We start from the raw sequence: 13,767 nt of genomic DNA, 5'->3' as shown, positions 1-13,767 counted from the left end.
GTCTAGTTGGGCCCACACGCCCGAGGCGATTGGGCCCACACGCCCTCCCATGCTCGTCTCGCTTGCGAGCCGAGCATGGGAGGGCGTGTGGACTATCCGGCTGCTTCGACTGCCTGCTGGGCGGTGGTCAGCGCGGCCTTGATGTCTGACTTGGAGACGGTGCCACCGGAGGCCACCTTGGCGAACATCTGGTTCATGGCCTTGCCCACTGTGCTTTCAAACTGGTCCTCGGCAGCTACAAGCGGCAACGGCTTGGACTTGTTGGCGTAGATGTCCGCAAAGGTCTTGGCTTCCTCGGCATTGTCGGTGAAGCTCGGTTTGACCCCATTGAGCACCGGGAGCGCGGCAAAGGACTTGTCCAGGACTCCCTGCGTGGCCTCGCTGGTCATGAACTTCACAAACTGCAGGGCCGCGTCTTTGTTCTTGGTGTTCTTGAAGATGGACATGTTGATGCCAGCCACCATGGTGGCCACATCCTTGCCACCCGTGGGCGCCGGGAAGGCGACCACGCCGTAGGCGTCGTTCTTCATGCCCTGGGAGGCGATGGAGCTGTCGGCGTTGTTCTGGCTCAGGACCATGCCAACCTTGCCATTGGCAAAGTCGTTGATGGCCTGGGTGCCGTTGTCATACTGTGCGTTGGCCGGGTTGACGACCTTGTCGGTCTGCATCAAATCAAGATAGCGGGAGATGCCGTCGACGATTCCGGCGGAGGTGAAGGTGGGTTTTCCATCCGCGCCAAAGAACTCTGCGCCGTTCTGGGCTGCGTTGATAAAGGCAAAGTGTGAATTTTCCGTGTAGCTGCCGGCGGCGAGTGAGAAACCGTATTTGTCCCCGGTGGTCAGCTTCTTGGCATCGGCCACCATTTCCTCCCACGTGGTGGGCGGCGTCAGGCCGGCTTCGCTGAACATGGCCTTGTTGTAGTACAGACCGTAGGCCAGTCCGTACAGCGGAACTGAGGTGGGATCCTGGCCGGGAACACCGCCGGTGTCCATGGCTGTCTTGACGAACTTGTCCTTGCCCCCAATGGCGTCAAAGGCGGCTGAGTCAAAGGGCATGAAGGCCCCGGTGGACTGCAGGGAAGCTGCCCAGGTGTTGCCGATGTTCAAAACATCAGGCGCCTGACCCGACGTGACGGCCGTCTGGATGCGTGTCTGAAGATCGTTCCAGCCGATGACCTCCAAATTGACCTTGATGCCGGTCTCATCCTCAAACTTCTTCAGCTGCGGGGTGAGGACTTCCTTGTCATTGTCCAAGCTGGTGCCTTGATTGCTGGCCCAGTAGGTGAGCGTCTTTCCACCAGAATCGGAGGAGCCGCTGTTCGTGCCGCCACTGCAGCCCGTCGCTGTGATCGCAAGTGCCGCGATCGCCGCTGCTGCGGCAAAAGTACGAATTTTCACTTCTTTGACTTCCTTGTCTATGGAGAGAATCCGGAGAAAACTTGTTGGTCACGGCGTGGGGAAAACCCGTTGCAGGACTTGAGACCAAACCTAGACGAACTTATGCCGACCGTCAATCAAAAGTAAACAAATCTTTTGAATCTTATGATGTTCAAACAAGCAGATCAGAGAAGCGATCGCCGCCAGTAGCCGAGTTGTAGGGAATCCAGGGCGAAAAGTGCTGAAATTACGGTGCTGCTGACATGTTGCGTCATGTGAGCCAAGAAACTGAACCGGTTAATCTCCCTTGTGGGGACGGGTTCGGTCGAGAGCGTCAGCGCTAGGGACGCGCGGCACCCAGGCTTGAACGGTGCTGTAGAACACCTGCGGGCATCGCCCGGTTAGTCGCGGCGTGTCCATCGATGATATTCAAGAGCAACAACGCCGACTGACGCCCAAGTTCGGTCACATTGCGTGCCATGGCCGCCACCGGAGGGGAACTGAACTGGCACATGATCGAGTCATCCCAACTGACCACGGACACCTGCGCCGGGACCGGAATCCCCAACCGCTGCAACGCTGCCAGGCCACCCATAGCCATAAGGTCGTTCCCATAGACGATGGCGGTGGGAAAGCCCTCCGAACCGGGCGCAACCCCGGCCATGACGGCAATGGTGGCCGCTTCCCCGTCGGGTGCCGTGTAGTCCGAGGCGCTCGTGACCAGCGTCATCCCCAGCCTGCGCGCGTGGGCCGCGAGCGAGGCACTACGCAGGTCCTCATGGGCCAGATCCGGTGGGCCTGAAACGTAGGCGAAATGCCGGTGCCCCAGGCTGTGAAGCGCATCAGTTACGGTGGCTGCATCCATGGACTGGTCCACGGTGGTGGATCCGCCACGGGCGCCAGAGGCGGCGGATCCACCCACCTGCACATACGGCAACCCAAGACTTCCCAGCAGGGGGCCGCGGGGATCGCTGCGCACTTCGTCAAACAAAAGGACGCCGTCCACCCGGCTCTCGCCCGCCCAGCGCCGGTACACAGCCAGGTCCCGGCGCCCGGCAGGAGGCCCGGCTAAAGGCTTCACATCCGCGCCGCCCACAATCGGTGCCCCGCCGCCGTCGGGCGCCACAATGCGCAGCATCAGGTTCAGCTCTCGGGAACTCAGGACGGCCTCAATGCCGGCCAAGACGCTCATGTAGAAGGGCTCCGAACCAACATGCTCCGGATCACGCAATAGTACAATCCCGATGGTTTCACTGCGGGCCTGCGACAAGGCGCGGGCGCTGGAACTGGGGTACCAGCCAAGCTCCTGCGCCAAAGCCAGGACGCGTTCGCGCGTGTCTGGGCCAACGCCGGCCCTGCCGTTGAGGGCGTAGGAAACCGAGGCCTTGGAGATCCCCAACCGTTGCGCCAGACCGGCGATCGTCACCTTGGCCACGGGATGCCCCTACTGCTGTCGCTGAACCAGGTGCTCCACGCTGGCGGGGGCCAGGACGTGGTCAATCACCATACGCCCGGCGCCCAGGACACCTGCGTGGTCGGCCGCCATCGACTGCACAATCCGCAGCTGGGCAGTGGCCAGCGGCAGGGAACGCTGATACACAATCTCGCGCACCCCCGCCATCAGGTACTCGCCTGCGCAGGACAGGCCGCCGCCAATGACAATGACGGAGGGGTTGAGCAGGTTCACGCACGCCGCCAAAACGTCGCCGATATCCCGGCCGGCCTGCCGCATGGCCGCAATGGCCGCCAGGTTTCCGCGCCGGGCTAAATCCAGCACGTCCTCACCGGTTTTGGCGGGCACCCCGCTGGCCGCCAACGCCGCGGCCACGGCAGGTCCGGAAGCCATTGCCTCAAGGCAGCCGAAGTTCCCACAACGGCACATCACCTCAGAACCCCTTGGAACCCGAACATGGCCAATATCGCCCGCGGTGCCATCGGCGCCGCGCTGCAACAGCCCGCCACTGATGATGCCTGCGCCAATGCCCGTAGCCACCTTGATGAACAGCAAATTCCCGGCGTTGGGCCAGAAAGCGGCGCGTTCCCCGAGGGCCATGATGTTGACATCGTTATCCACCAGGACGTCCACGGAGAAGCGTTTTTGAACATAACCTGGGACATCGAAACCGTCCCAGCCGGGCATGATGGGAGGGCTGGCCGGCTTCCCGGTGGAGTGTTCTACGGGCCCCGGCAGGCCTATTCCGATACCCACCAGTTCCCGTTCGTGGCGCCCTGCCTGCGAAAAGAGCTGGCCACAGAGCTCCAACACAGAATCCAGCACAGGCGTGGGGCCGGCGGAGATATCAATGGACTCGCGCCGTTCACTCAGCACCGTGCCGCTGAGGTCAAGAAGGCCAATCAGGACGTGCGTGGCGCCGACATCGACGGCCAAAATGACCCGGGCGGAGGGCTGGAAAGCAAAGCGGGACGGCGGACGCCCCCCAGAGGAGACGGCCTCACCTGCCGGGCCGATCAGCCCCGCGGCGCTCAGCGCGTCAATCCGGGCGGCCACCGTGGAACGGGCCAGACCGGTGATCTCGGCAAGTTCCGCACGGGTCCGCGCCCGGCCGTCACGCAGAAGTTGAAAGACATCACCAGCACGCGAGCGGGCAAAAGGCTGACCAAAGGCCTCGGTACCCTCACCAGTGCTCGGAGAGGCGTTCCCGGGCAGGGACAAAACTGGACTCTGTTGCATCCACAATAAATAACACATGGGCTTCTATCTGTCACAATCCGATAGTTATTCGTTTCTGTGCCAACTTTTGCTTGACCGTCGTCAAAAGTTCCTTTAGCTTGGAGTTGAACACCTATCCAAGCTCGCGAGGAGAACCCAATGACGTATTCGCTGCAGTTGTACTCTGTTCGCAAGCCCCTCGAGGAAGACCTGGCCGGCACCATGGCCCGTGTGGCAGAGCTTGGCTTCACCAAGGTGGAGCCCTACAACTTTGTGGCCACCGCAGATGCCCTTGCCGCGGCGTTCACGCGACACGGCATCACAGCACCGTCGGGCCATGCACCCTTGCTCAGCGCCGACCAGGATGAGATCTTTGCCGCGGCCAACAAGCTGGGTATCACCACGGTTATTGACCCGTACATCCCGGCCGAACAATGGCAAACCGAAGAAGACATCCAAGAGACCGCCGCCGGCTTGAACGCCGCAGCCAAGAAAGGTGCCGGGTACGGCATCCGCGTCGGATACCATAACCACGCCTGGGAGCTGGAGTCCAAGATCAACGGCACCACGGCGCTTGAGTACTTTGAAACCCTGCTGGATCCGGAGCTGGTGCTGGAGGTCGACACCTACTGGGTCTCCGTGGGCGGTGCGAACGCCGTGGATATCCTCACCAGTCTGGGCGAACGCGTGAAGTACATCCATATCAAGGACGGCCCCCTCAACAACGACACCAAGGCACAGCTCCCCGCCGGTCAGGGTGAGGTCCCCATCTGGGACGTCATTGGCGCTGCCAAGTCTTTGGAGGTCGGCGTGGTGGAGTTTGACGACTACGCCGGCGACATCTTCGATGGCATTGCTGAGAGCCTTGCCTTCCTGAACGCCGGAAAGGCCTGATCCTATGGCCAAGACCGGACCCGTTGGCGTCGCCATCATTGGCGCGGGCAACATCAGCAAGCAATACCTGGACAACCTGACCACGTTCCCTGACTTGTTGGTACTGGTGGTGGCAGACCTCTTTGAGGAGGCGGCCGCCGCACGTGCCGCCGAATATGGGATCGCAATTTCCGGCGGAGTGGACGTGGCCCTGAACCACCCGGACGTCGAGATTGTGGTCAACCTGACCATCCCCGCCGCGCATGTGGAAGTTGCCACGGCAGCGGTGCGGGCGGGCAAGCATGTGTGGACGGAAAAGCCGTTCTCCCTTGACCGTAAAAGCGGCCTGGGTCTGCTAAAAGAAGCACAAGCTGCCGGTGTGCGGCTCGGTTGCGCACCGGACACCTTCCTCGGTGCCGGACTGCAGACGGCACGCCGCCTGATCGACGCCGGTGAAATCGGCACACCGTTGACTGCCCTGACCATGTTCCAGTCCCCCGGACCGGAATCCTGGCACCCGAACCCCGCCTTCCTGTTCCAGGAAGGTGCCGGGCCGCTGTTCGACATGGCCCCCTACTATCTGACGGCGCTGATCCAGACTTTCGGGCCCATCGCCAAGGTGGCCGCCGTCGGCTCCACCGCCTTCCCCACCCGCACCATCGGTTCGGGCCCCAAGGCAGGCGAGGTGTTCGACGTCGAGGTCCCCACCCATGTCAGCGCGCTGGCCCTGTTTGAATCCGGCGCCTCCTCGCACAGCGTCTTCAGTTTCGAGTCCCCCAAGGCGCGGATGGGCTTTGTTGAAATCACCGGGACCGAGGGCACTCTTTCGCTGCCGGATCCGAACAACTTCGACGGCGATATCATGCTGTGCAAACGCGGCGAAGACGATTGGGGCACCGTCCAAGCGCGCGGCCCGGCCAATGGCCGTGGCATGGGCGTGCTGGATATGGCACGCTCCATCCGGGCCGACGTCCCCCACCGCGCGCCGGGTGAACTCGCCTATCACGTGCTCGACGCCATGGTCTCGATCGCAGAATCCGTCGACAGCGGCGAATTTGTCAGCGTCGACAGCACAGCCCCCCAGTCCCCGGCGTTGCCCGTTGACTGGAATCCCACCAAAGCAACCCTCTAGGAACCCCTCAGATGACCTCCTCCCAAACCCTCGCACCGCACCGCCCGTTGGGTGTGGCCGCCATTGGCTACGCCTTCATGGGCAAGGCGCACTCCCACGCGTGGCGCACCGTGGCAAACCACTTTGACGTGCCCGCCTTTGAACAGAAGGTGCTGGTGGGCAGGGATGCCGACGCCGTCGCCGCCGCGGCAAGCAAGTACGGCTGGAGTGAATCGGCCACGGATTGGCGGGAGGTCATTGCCCGGGAAGACATCGACATCGTCGACATCTGTGCTCCCGGCTGGCTGCACGCGGAGATCGCCATTGCCGCGTTGGCCGCCGGCAAGCACGTGCTCGTGGAGAAGCCGCTGGCAAACACTGTGGAGGAAGGGAAGGCCATGGTGGCAGCCGCCCAGAAGGCCCGTGTCAAAGGGGTGCGCTCCATGGTGGGCTTCACCTACCGCCGCATTCCGGCGCTGGCCTTCGCCCGGCAGCTCATCGCCGACGGCAAGCTAGGCACCATCCGTCAGGCCCGCGCGTCGTACCTGCAAGACTGGCTGGCCGATGAGAACGCGCCGATGGCATGGCGGCTGCGCAAGGAAACAGCGGGATCCGGGGCGCTGGGAGACATTGCCTCGCATGCCATTGACCAGGTCCAATACTTGCTCAACGACACCGTCTCGGAGGTTTCCGGGCGGTTGCACACCTTCGTCACCGAGCGTGCCGGCCCCCATGGGCCGGAGCCTGTCACGGTCGACGACGCCGCCTGGGCTACGCTCTCCCTCTCGCGGGGCGCGGTGGCCAGCGTGGATGTTTCCCGCGTGGCGTTGGGGCAAAAAAATGCCCTGCGGATGGAAATCTATGGCACGGCCGGGTCTCTGACCTTCAACCTAGAGAGCCCGAACGAGCTGTACTTCCTGGACGGCACGGACCCTGTGGAACTGCAGGGTTTCAGGAGGATCCTGGTCACCGAACCCGAGCACCCGTACATTTCCGGCTGGTGGCCGCAGGGCCATGTGATTGGCTGGGAGCACAGCTTCACCCACCAGGTCCGCGACTTCCTGCTGGACATTGCCAACGGCACGGACCCTTCGCCGTCGTTCGAGGAGGGCTTGAGCGTGCAAAACGTGCTGGCCGCCATCGAAGCGTCCTCCGCAGCCAGCTGCGCCACCATCCCGGTGGTTGAGCTTGCCGAAACCGCCGATTCTTCCAGGAGCTTTTCATGACCCGCCCGTACACCTTGTTCACCGGCCAGTGGGCCGATCTCCCACTTGAAGACGTGGCCCGCTTTGCCGCAGGATGGGGCTATGACGGACTGGAAATCGCCTGCTCCGGGGACCACTTGGACCCGTGGCGGTGGGATGAGCCCGGATACGTTGCCGGCAAGTTGGCCATGCTTGAGCGGTACGGCCTGAAGGTATGGGCCATCTCCAACCATCTCAAGGGCCAGGCCGTGTGCGATGACCCCATCGACTTCCGCCACCAGGGGATTGTCGGCACCAAGGTGTGGGGCGACGGCGACCCCGAAGGTGTGCGCCAGCGCGCCGCCGAGGAGATGAAACTGACCGCACGCCTGGCCCAGGCCCTGGGGGTAAAGACCGTTGTGGGGTTTACCGGCTCCTCGATCTGGCAGTACGTGGCCATGTTCCCGCCGGTCCCGGAATCGGTGATCGACGCCGGCTACCAGGACTTCGCCGACCGGTGGAACCCCATTTTGGACGTCTTTGACGAATGCGGTGTGCGCTTTGCCCACGAGGTGCACCCTTCCGAGATCGCCTACGACTACTGGACCACGGTGCGGACCCTGGAGGCGATCGGGCACCGGCCCGCGTTTGGGCTGAACTGGGACCCGTCACACTTCATGTGGCAGGGGATCGACCCGGTCTCCTTCATCTGGGACTTCAAGGACCGGATCTACCATGTGGATTGCAAGGATACGAAGCTGCGCCCCACGGGCCGGAACACCGTCATGGGCTCCCACCTGCCGTGGGGTGATCCCCGCCGCGGCTGGGACTTCGTCTCGGCGGGTCGCGGCGACGTGCCCTGGGAGTCATCCTTCCGTGCCTTGACCTCCATCGGCTATGACGGCCCCATCTCCATCGAATGGGAGGACGCCGGCATGGACCGGCTGCAGGGGGCGCCTGAAGCGTTGGCGGCCCTGAAGAAGTTCAACTTCGCCCCGTCCGCACTCTCCTTCGACGCCGCGTTCAGCAACCAGGCCTGATCTTACCGGGACCCGATCCGCCAAACCGGGGCCAACCCGCGAACGCACCGACAAGATACCCCGTCGCCGCGAGTTGGCCCCGTTCTCAGCGCCGGTGGTGGATGGCGGCGCGTCCTGATGGCGGCACTAGAGTGGAATCCATCATGAGCATTCCAAAAGCTGCCCCCGCCTCGGTCCGCATCGACGCCTGGTTGTGGTCCATCCGGGCCTACAAGACGCGTTCGGCGGCCACGGCTGCCTGCCGCGCCGGTCATGTGAAGCTCAACGACGTCAATGCCAAGGCCTCCCACATCGTGGTTCCGGGCGACACCATCCGAGTCCGCCAGCCCGGTTACGACCGCATTCTGGAAGTACGCCGCCTGATCAACAAGCGGGTGGGTGCGGAGGCGGCCTCGCACTGCTTCACCGACCACACCCCACCGCGCCCACTGCTGCCGGCACTGGGACTGCCGCAGCGCGACCGGGGCACCGGCCGACCCACCAAGAAGGACCGCCGCGACATGGACAGGTTGCGCGGCGAGGACTGATCCTCTCCGGGCATGGATTCTGGCTGCCGCCGTCGTCCTCCAATGCACGACGGCGGCACGAGAGCCTGCCGGGACTGCTGGCTTACGCCGTTGCCGGAGTCCAGCCGATGGCCGGGGCGATGTACTTGGCAATGTTTTCCAGCATCTTTGTACAGTAAGCAACACCCAGCTGGTTCGGAACCGTCAGCATCAAGGTGTCGGCCGCCTGCACGGCCTCATCGGCGGCCAAGTCGCCGGCGATGTCGGCCGGGTCTCCCATATAGCTCTTGCCAAAGCGGGATAGCAGCCCGTCAATCATGCCCACCTGGTCTTTGTTCTCGGCCTGCGAGCGTAGCCCGAAGTACATCCGGTCCTCATCATCCACGACGGGGATGACGCTGCGGCTCACCGATACCCGGGGTGTGAAGGCGTGCCCGGCCTTGGCCCACTCATCCCGGAAGAGCAGAATCTGCTCGGCCTGGAGCTGATCAAAGGGCACGCCTGTGTCCTCGGTGAGCAGCGTTGAGCTCATTAGGTTCATGCCTTGCCGGGCAGCCCACACGGCTGTACTGCGGGAGCCGGCTCCCCACCAAATGCGCTGTGCCAGACCCGGGGATTGCGGCTCGATGCGTAGCAACCGTTCCCCGCCCATATAGGCGTGCGGGGCGGGCTCGGCCACTCCCGCACCGGCGATCGCGTTGCGGAACGTGGCCGTGTGGCGCCGGGCCATGTCGGCAACGGATTCCCCGTCTTCGGGGTGGTAGCCAAAATCGGCGGCACCATTCGCGGCGGGCTCCGGTGAACCGCGGCTGACGCCCAGTTGCAGCCGTCCGTCGCTGATCAGGTCGGTCGCCGCCGCCTGCTCGGCCATATAGAGCGGATTCTCATAGCGCATGTCGATCACGCCGGTGCCGATTTCTATCCGGCTGGTGCGGGCGGCGATGGCGGCCATGAGCGGGAATGGTGCGCCCTGTTGCCGGGCGAAGTGGTGCACCCGGAAGAAGGCGCCGTCAATGCCCAGCTCCTCCGCTGCTACGGCCAGGTCGATGGCCTGGTGGAGGGCGTCGGCCGCAGTGTTGGTTTTGGAGCCGCGGCCGGTACCGTAGTGCCCGAAGGACAGAAATCCAATTCGCTTCATGCCAAGCACAACCCTGCCCGAAGATCGGCAATTCCATATATTTGCATATAGATGAACCTGCTAGCGCTTTTTGATATGCGCAACAGGATCGACCGACTCGTCGGCGGATCCCCTGGCCTTCTTCTCCGCCCGTTTGGCCTTGATGGCGTGACCCTTGTCCAACTTCTTGTGTTCGTGGTGGTGTGGCTGTTTGTCAGGCATGGTGAACTCCTAGTGCATTCAGTCCCTACGCACCGGACCATCCGGCCCAACGCGCCCCCTGCTCTGAACGTTACGCCCATTTCCGGGCTCGGAACAGGTACTGCGCCTAGGTGTCCCGCCGCCAGGAATTCCAGAGAGCCGCATACGCGCCACCCTTGGCCAGCAACTCCTCGTGGGACCCAAGCTCGCAGATCCGGCCGCCTTCCACCACGGCCACCCGGTCGGCGTCGTGCGCGGTATGCAGCCTGTGTGCAATGGCCACCACCGTCCGCCCCTCCAACACCGCGCTGAGGGAAAACTCCAGCTCGCGGGCCGCGGCCGGGTCGATCAGCGACGTCGCCTCATCCAGCACCAGCGTGTGTGGATCGGCCAGCACCAGGCGGGCAAGCGCCAATTCCTGGGCCTGCCCCGGCGTCAGGGTGTGGCCACCCGAGCCCACCTCCGTTGCCAGACCCTGGGGCAGCGCGCGCACCCAGGCCAGGGATCCGACGTCGGCCAGGGCCTTTTCAAGCTCGACGTCGGTGGCACACTCCTTACCCAGGCGCAGGTTGTCCGCCAGAGTCCCGACAAAAACGTGGTGCTCCTGCGTCACCAGGGCCACCTCGCGGTGCAGCTCATCCAAGGGCCGTTCCACCAGCGGCACCCCGCCCACTGTCACCGAACCGTGGGTGGGCGGGTGGATTCCGGCAATGAGACGGCCCAGGGTGGACTTCCCGGCACCGGAGGGGCCGACCACGGCCAGCCGCTCCCCCTGCACCAGTGTCAGATCAATCCCATGCAACACCTCATGCCCCTCCCGGTAGGCGTACCGGACGCCATCCACCACCAGGGATTCATCCACCGGCTGGGTGTCGGTGGCGGTCCTGTCCCCGGCCACATTGCGGATCCCCACGATCCGGGCCAGCGAGGAGGCCCCCACCTGGATCTCATCAATCCACATGATCAGCGTGTCCACGGGGTCGATCAGCTGCATGGCATACAAAGCCACGGTGGCCACCATGCCGGCACTGACCGCGCCGTGGGAGGCGAGCCAGCCACCCCACAGCAGAACGGCGGCCACGGGAAGCCAGAAGGAGAATTCGGCCACCGGGAACAGCACCGTGCGCAGGCCCAGCGTGTACCTCTCCCGTTCAAAGCAGTTGCGCAGGGCATCGTCTATCCGGCGGCGGCGGTGCGGGCCAAGGCTCAGGGCGTCAACGGTGCGGGCGCCCTCAACGGTCTCGGTGATGGCTCCATTGAGAACGGCGTAACTTTCCCGTTCACTCAGGTAGCCGGGGGTGGCGCGCCTAAGGTACCAGCGGGTGACCGGGATCAGCATGGGCGCCCCCACCAACAAGGCAAGCGCCAGCAACGGGCTGGTGAACACTGCCGCGGCCACTGTCAGCGCAATGGCGGCCACCGAGACCAGCACCTGCGGCACGCCGAACCTGACCGTGTAGGAGACCGCGTCAACGTCATTGGTGGTGCGTGAGATCAGGTCGCCGGTGCCCGCCTTTTCCACGGTGGACAGCGGCAGCGAGGTCACCTGGTCCATGAACTCCTCACGCAGCTGGGCGAAGACCTTCTCTCCGAGCACCATCCCCTTGCGCATGGCCCAGCGGGACAAGAACGTCTGCACCGCAACAAAGCCCGCCAACACCAGCGCCACCTCGGTGACGAAGAAGGCGGTGGTGCCGTGACTGATGGCATCGACAAGGCGGCCCAACAGGAAAGGGCCGGCCAGCCCCGCGACAGCGGCCAGGACGTACAGCCCCACCACCGCGATGAGCGGCGTGCGGTGTTGGCGCAGGAGCCGGGCGCCCTCGGCCTTAACCTGGGCCGAATCGGCCACGGGAAGCTTGTTCGCCGCCATTAGCACTGCCCCTCACTGATCGAATTTTCGTTGCGCTTGTTTTGCGTGGAGCCGTTGCTTGCGTGAGCGTCCATGCCCGCACCGCGAATCACCACGGTGCGGTAGTCCGCAACCGTCGCCAGGAGTTCGCGGTGGGTTCCCTCGGTGAGCAGCCCGTCGCTGCCCAGGAAGAGCACGGTGTCCATGGCGCCGAGCATGAGCGGGCTGGCCGTCACCACCACGGTGGTGTTGGCCGCCTCGCTTCGCTCGGTTCGCAGCGCGGCGGCAATCCGGGATTCCGTGTGGGCGTCCACGGCGCTTGTAGGCTCAATGAGCACCAGCACCTCGGCCCCCGTCAGGACAGCCCGGGCCAGCACCAATCGCTGGCGCTGGCCGCCGGAGAACCCGCGGCCCTTCTCGGTAACCTCGTCGTCGAGGCCGTGTTCTAGCCCATCAAAAACATCGCCAGCACTGGCCACGTCAAGGGCGGCCATGATGTCCGCGTCGCTGTGCCTCCCCGCCGGGTCCAGCTCCTCACGCAGGGTGCCGGTGAAAAGCTGCGGCTCGGCGTCGGAAACCACAATGCGTTCCCGTACTTCACCGAGGGGGATGCAGTGCAGAGCGGCCCCACCCCACAGCACCTGTGCCTGCCGCAGCACGGCATCCTCAAAACGGCCCAGGCGTCGGGCTAGGGCCGCGGACGCTGCGGGGTCCGCTGAGACGACACCGGTGAGCAGGCCAGGCAGGATCAGGGCACCGCTGCTGCTGTCCACCAGCACGCTGGGCGAGGCGGGCCCGTCAACGGTGGGGCCGCCGTCGTGCACGGCAGAGGGCGTGTCCAGGACATCGATGATCCGACGGGCACCCACATTGGCGCGGATAAAGCGGGAGACGGCGTCGGAGGCGTTGCGGATGGGCGAGACCAGGAAGACGGCGTACCCGTACAGGGCCACGAGCTGGCCGGTTTCGATCTGGCCGGCCAGGGCCTGCAAGGCGCCGATCCAGGTGAACGCGACACTGAAGACACCCACCACAAGCACCTGGGCGGCGTCGAGGTCGGCCAGCGAATACGCCACCTTGTTGCCGGCGAGCTGCGTTTCCCGCGAGCGCTCCCGGTACCGTTCCACGAAGATGTTCTCGCCGCCAATGCCGCGCAGCACTCGCAGGCCCGCCACCGTGTCGGCACCCAGCGCCGTCATCTTGCCGGCGGCGTCGCGCTGTTCCTTCTGCCGTTTTTGCAGGGGGCGGATCACGAACAGCAGCATGGCACCGCAGAGCGGGACGCCGACGAGCACCACCAGCCCCAATTGCCATGAAGTCTGAAACACCAAGAAGGTCACCAGCAGGTAGCCCACCACCGAGCCAGCGAGCCGTGCGGAGACGTCAAAGATCTCGCCGATGCGCATGGCGTCGGAGGCCGAGGTGGAGACCACCTCGCCAGTGGAGAACCTTTGTGGCAGGGCGTCGCCGCTGCGGGTGACTTTGTAACCCACCAGCTGCGAGCACCGGTAGGCGGCCTGCATCCAGTTGCTGATGGCTGCCCGGTGCCGCAGGGTGGAAGTCACCGCCTGGATGACGGTCAGGGCCAGCAATAGGCCCACCCATGCCAAGAGGGCGCCAAAGTTCCCGGCCACGATCCCGAAGTCGACGGCTTGTCCCAGGACATACGGGATCAGCCCCTGGGACAGTGTCCAGAGGGAGCCGTACGTGATGCCCAGGAGCAACGTGGTCCGCTGGGCTTTGGCAAGCCACCACAGGAAGCGGGACGGGGAACGCAGGTCTGGGCTGCCGACTTGGGGGTAGGGAAATGAGCGCACGGGGGGCCTCCTGGAAAAT

At 64.4% G+C, this 13,767-nt stretch carries 12 protein-coding genes; 5 read left to right on the top strand and 7 right to left on the bottom strand.

What is annotated here, in order from left to right; translation table 11 throughout:
* Positions 1-92: 92 nt before the first annotated feature.
* The 3 genes from AOC05_RS17315 to AOC05_RS17305 all read right to left on the bottom strand — a co-directional run bounded on the left by AOC05_RS17315 (position 93) and on the right by AOC05_RS17305 (position 4,068).
* Positions 93-1,397 (bottom strand): ABC transporter substrate-binding protein, encoded by a 1,305-nt coding sequence (locus AOC05_RS17315; protein ID WP_062008711.1) that lies wholly within the window; start codon positions 1,395-1,397, stop codon positions 93-95.
* 319 nt (positions 1,398-1,716) lie between these two features.
* Positions 1,717-2,811, bottom strand: coding sequence for a LacI family DNA-binding transcriptional regulator (locus tag AOC05_RS17310; RefSeq protein ID WP_062008709.1), 1,095 nt, complete (start codon positions 2,809-2,811; stop codon positions 1,717-1,719).
* A 9-nt stretch (positions 2,812-2,820) separates the two neighbouring features.
* Entirely contained in the window at positions 2,821-4,068 is a 1,248-nt protein-coding gene (locus AOC05_RS17305) for an ROK family transcriptional regulator (protein WP_082358059.1), read from the bottom strand.
* A gap of 138 nt (positions 4,069-4,206) precedes the next feature.
* Between AOC05_RS17305 and AOC05_RS17300 the strand changes: the two genes are divergently transcribed.
* The 5 genes from AOC05_RS17300 (at position 4,207) to AOC05_RS17280 (ending at position 8,782) form a co-directional block, all read left to right on the top strand.
* Positions 4,207-4,941, top strand: a complete 735-nt coding sequence (locus AOC05_RS17300; RefSeq protein WP_062008705.1) for a sugar phosphate isomerase/epimerase family protein — start codon at positions 4,207-4,209, stop codon at positions 4,939-4,941.
* 4 nt (positions 4,942-4,945) lie between these two features.
* Positions 4,946-6,052 carry a Gfo/Idh/MocA family protein gene (locus AOC05_RS17295; protein ID WP_062008703.1) on the top strand — a complete coding sequence of 369 codons (1,107 nt, stop codon included), beginning with the start codon at positions 4,946-4,948 and terminating at the stop codon, positions 6,050-6,052.
* 11 nt (positions 6,053-6,063) lie between these two features.
* Positions 6,064-7,257, top strand: a complete 1,194-nt coding sequence (locus AOC05_RS17290) for a Gfo/Idh/MocA family protein (protein ID WP_062008701.1) — start codon at positions 6,064-6,066, stop codon at positions 7,255-7,257.
* A complete protein-coding gene (locus AOC05_RS17285) occupies positions 7,254-8,255 on the top strand; it encodes a sugar phosphate isomerase/epimerase family protein (protein ID WP_062008699.1) in 1,002 nt (333 codons plus the stop codon). The genes AOC05_RS17290 and AOC05_RS17285 overlap by 4 nt, the downstream gene beginning before the upstream one ends.
* Positions 8,256-8,398: 143 nt before the next feature.
* Positions 8,399-8,782: an RNA-binding S4 domain-containing protein gene (locus AOC05_RS17280; protein WP_186760490.1), complete on the top strand. Its 384-nt coding sequence runs from the start codon at positions 8,399-8,401 to the stop codon at positions 8,780-8,782.
* An 82-nt stretch (positions 8,783-8,864) separates the two neighbouring features.
* Here AOC05_RS17280 and AOC05_RS17275 read toward each other — a convergent pair whose 3' ends face one another.
* The 4 genes from AOC05_RS17275 to AOC05_RS17265 all read right to left on the bottom strand — a co-directional run bounded on the left by AOC05_RS17275 (position 8,865) and on the right by AOC05_RS17265 (position 13,748).
* Entirely contained in the window at positions 8,865-9,899 is a 1,035-nt protein-coding gene (locus AOC05_RS17275) for an LLM class flavin-dependent oxidoreductase (protein ID WP_062008697.1), read from the bottom strand.
* A 60-nt stretch (positions 9,900-9,959) separates the two neighbouring features.
* Complete coding sequence (locus AOC05_RS19875) at positions 9,960-10,100, bottom strand: hypothetical protein (protein WP_186760491.1); 141 nt, start codon at positions 10,098-10,100, stop codon at positions 9,960-9,962.
* A gap of 106 nt (positions 10,101-10,206) precedes the next feature.
* Complete coding sequence (locus tag AOC05_RS17270; protein WP_062008696.1) at positions 10,207-11,952, bottom strand: ABC transporter ATP-binding protein; 1,746 nt, start codon at positions 11,950-11,952, stop codon at positions 10,207-10,209.
* Positions 11,952-13,748 (bottom strand): ABC transporter ATP-binding protein, encoded by a 1,797-nt coding sequence (locus tag AOC05_RS17265; protein ID WP_082358058.1) that lies wholly within the window; start codon positions 13,746-13,748, stop codon positions 11,952-11,954. Before AOC05_RS17265 ends, AOC05_RS17270 begins: the two co-directional genes overlap by 1 nt.
* Positions 13,749-13,767: the final 19 nt, after the last annotated feature.

The organism is Arthrobacter alpinus, from assembly GCF_001294625.1.
Lineage (GTDB): Bacteria > Actinomycetota > Actinomycetes > Actinomycetales > Micrococcaceae > Specibacter > Specibacter alpinus_A.
This window is presented reverse-complemented; position numbering and strand designations above follow the sequence as displayed.

What these genes read in the sequence shown, in the direction of transcription:
- AOC05_RS17290 (WP_062008701.1), top strand. Translation starts at nt 6,064, where the DNA reads ATGACCTCCTCCCAAACCCTCGCACCGCACCGCCCGTTGGGTGTGGCC.
- AOC05_RS17270 (WP_062008696.1), bottom strand. Translation starts at nt 11,952, where the DNA reads ATGGCGGCGAACAAGCTTCCCGTGGCCGATTCGGCCCAGGTTAAGGCC.
- AOC05_RS17300 (WP_062008705.1), top strand. Translation starts at nt 4,207, where the DNA reads ATGACGTATTCGCTGCAGTTGTACTCTGTTCGCAAGCCCCTCGAGGAA.
- AOC05_RS19875 (WP_186760491.1), bottom strand. Translation starts at nt 10,100, where the DNA reads ATGCCTGACAAACAGCCACACCACCACGAACACAAGAAGTTGGACAAG.
- AOC05_RS17305 (WP_082358059.1), bottom strand. Translation starts at nt 4,068, where the DNA reads ATGCAACAGAGTCCAGTTTTGTCCCTGCCCGGGAACGCCTCTCCGAGC.
- AOC05_RS17285 (WP_062008699.1), top strand. Translation starts at nt 7,254, where the DNA reads ATGACCCGCCCGTACACCTTGTTCACCGGCCAGTGGGCCGATCTCCCA.
- AOC05_RS17280 (WP_186760490.1), top strand. Translation starts at nt 8,399, where the DNA reads ATGAGCATTCCAAAAGCTGCCCCCGCCTCGGTCCGCATCGACGCCTGG.
- AOC05_RS17275 (WP_062008697.1), bottom strand. Translation starts at nt 9,899, where the DNA reads ATGAAGCGAATTGGATTTCTGTCCTTCGGGCACTACGGTACCGGCCGC.
- AOC05_RS17295 (WP_062008703.1), top strand. Translation starts at nt 4,946, where the DNA reads ATGGCCAAGACCGGACCCGTTGGCGTCGCCATCATTGGCGCGGGCAAC.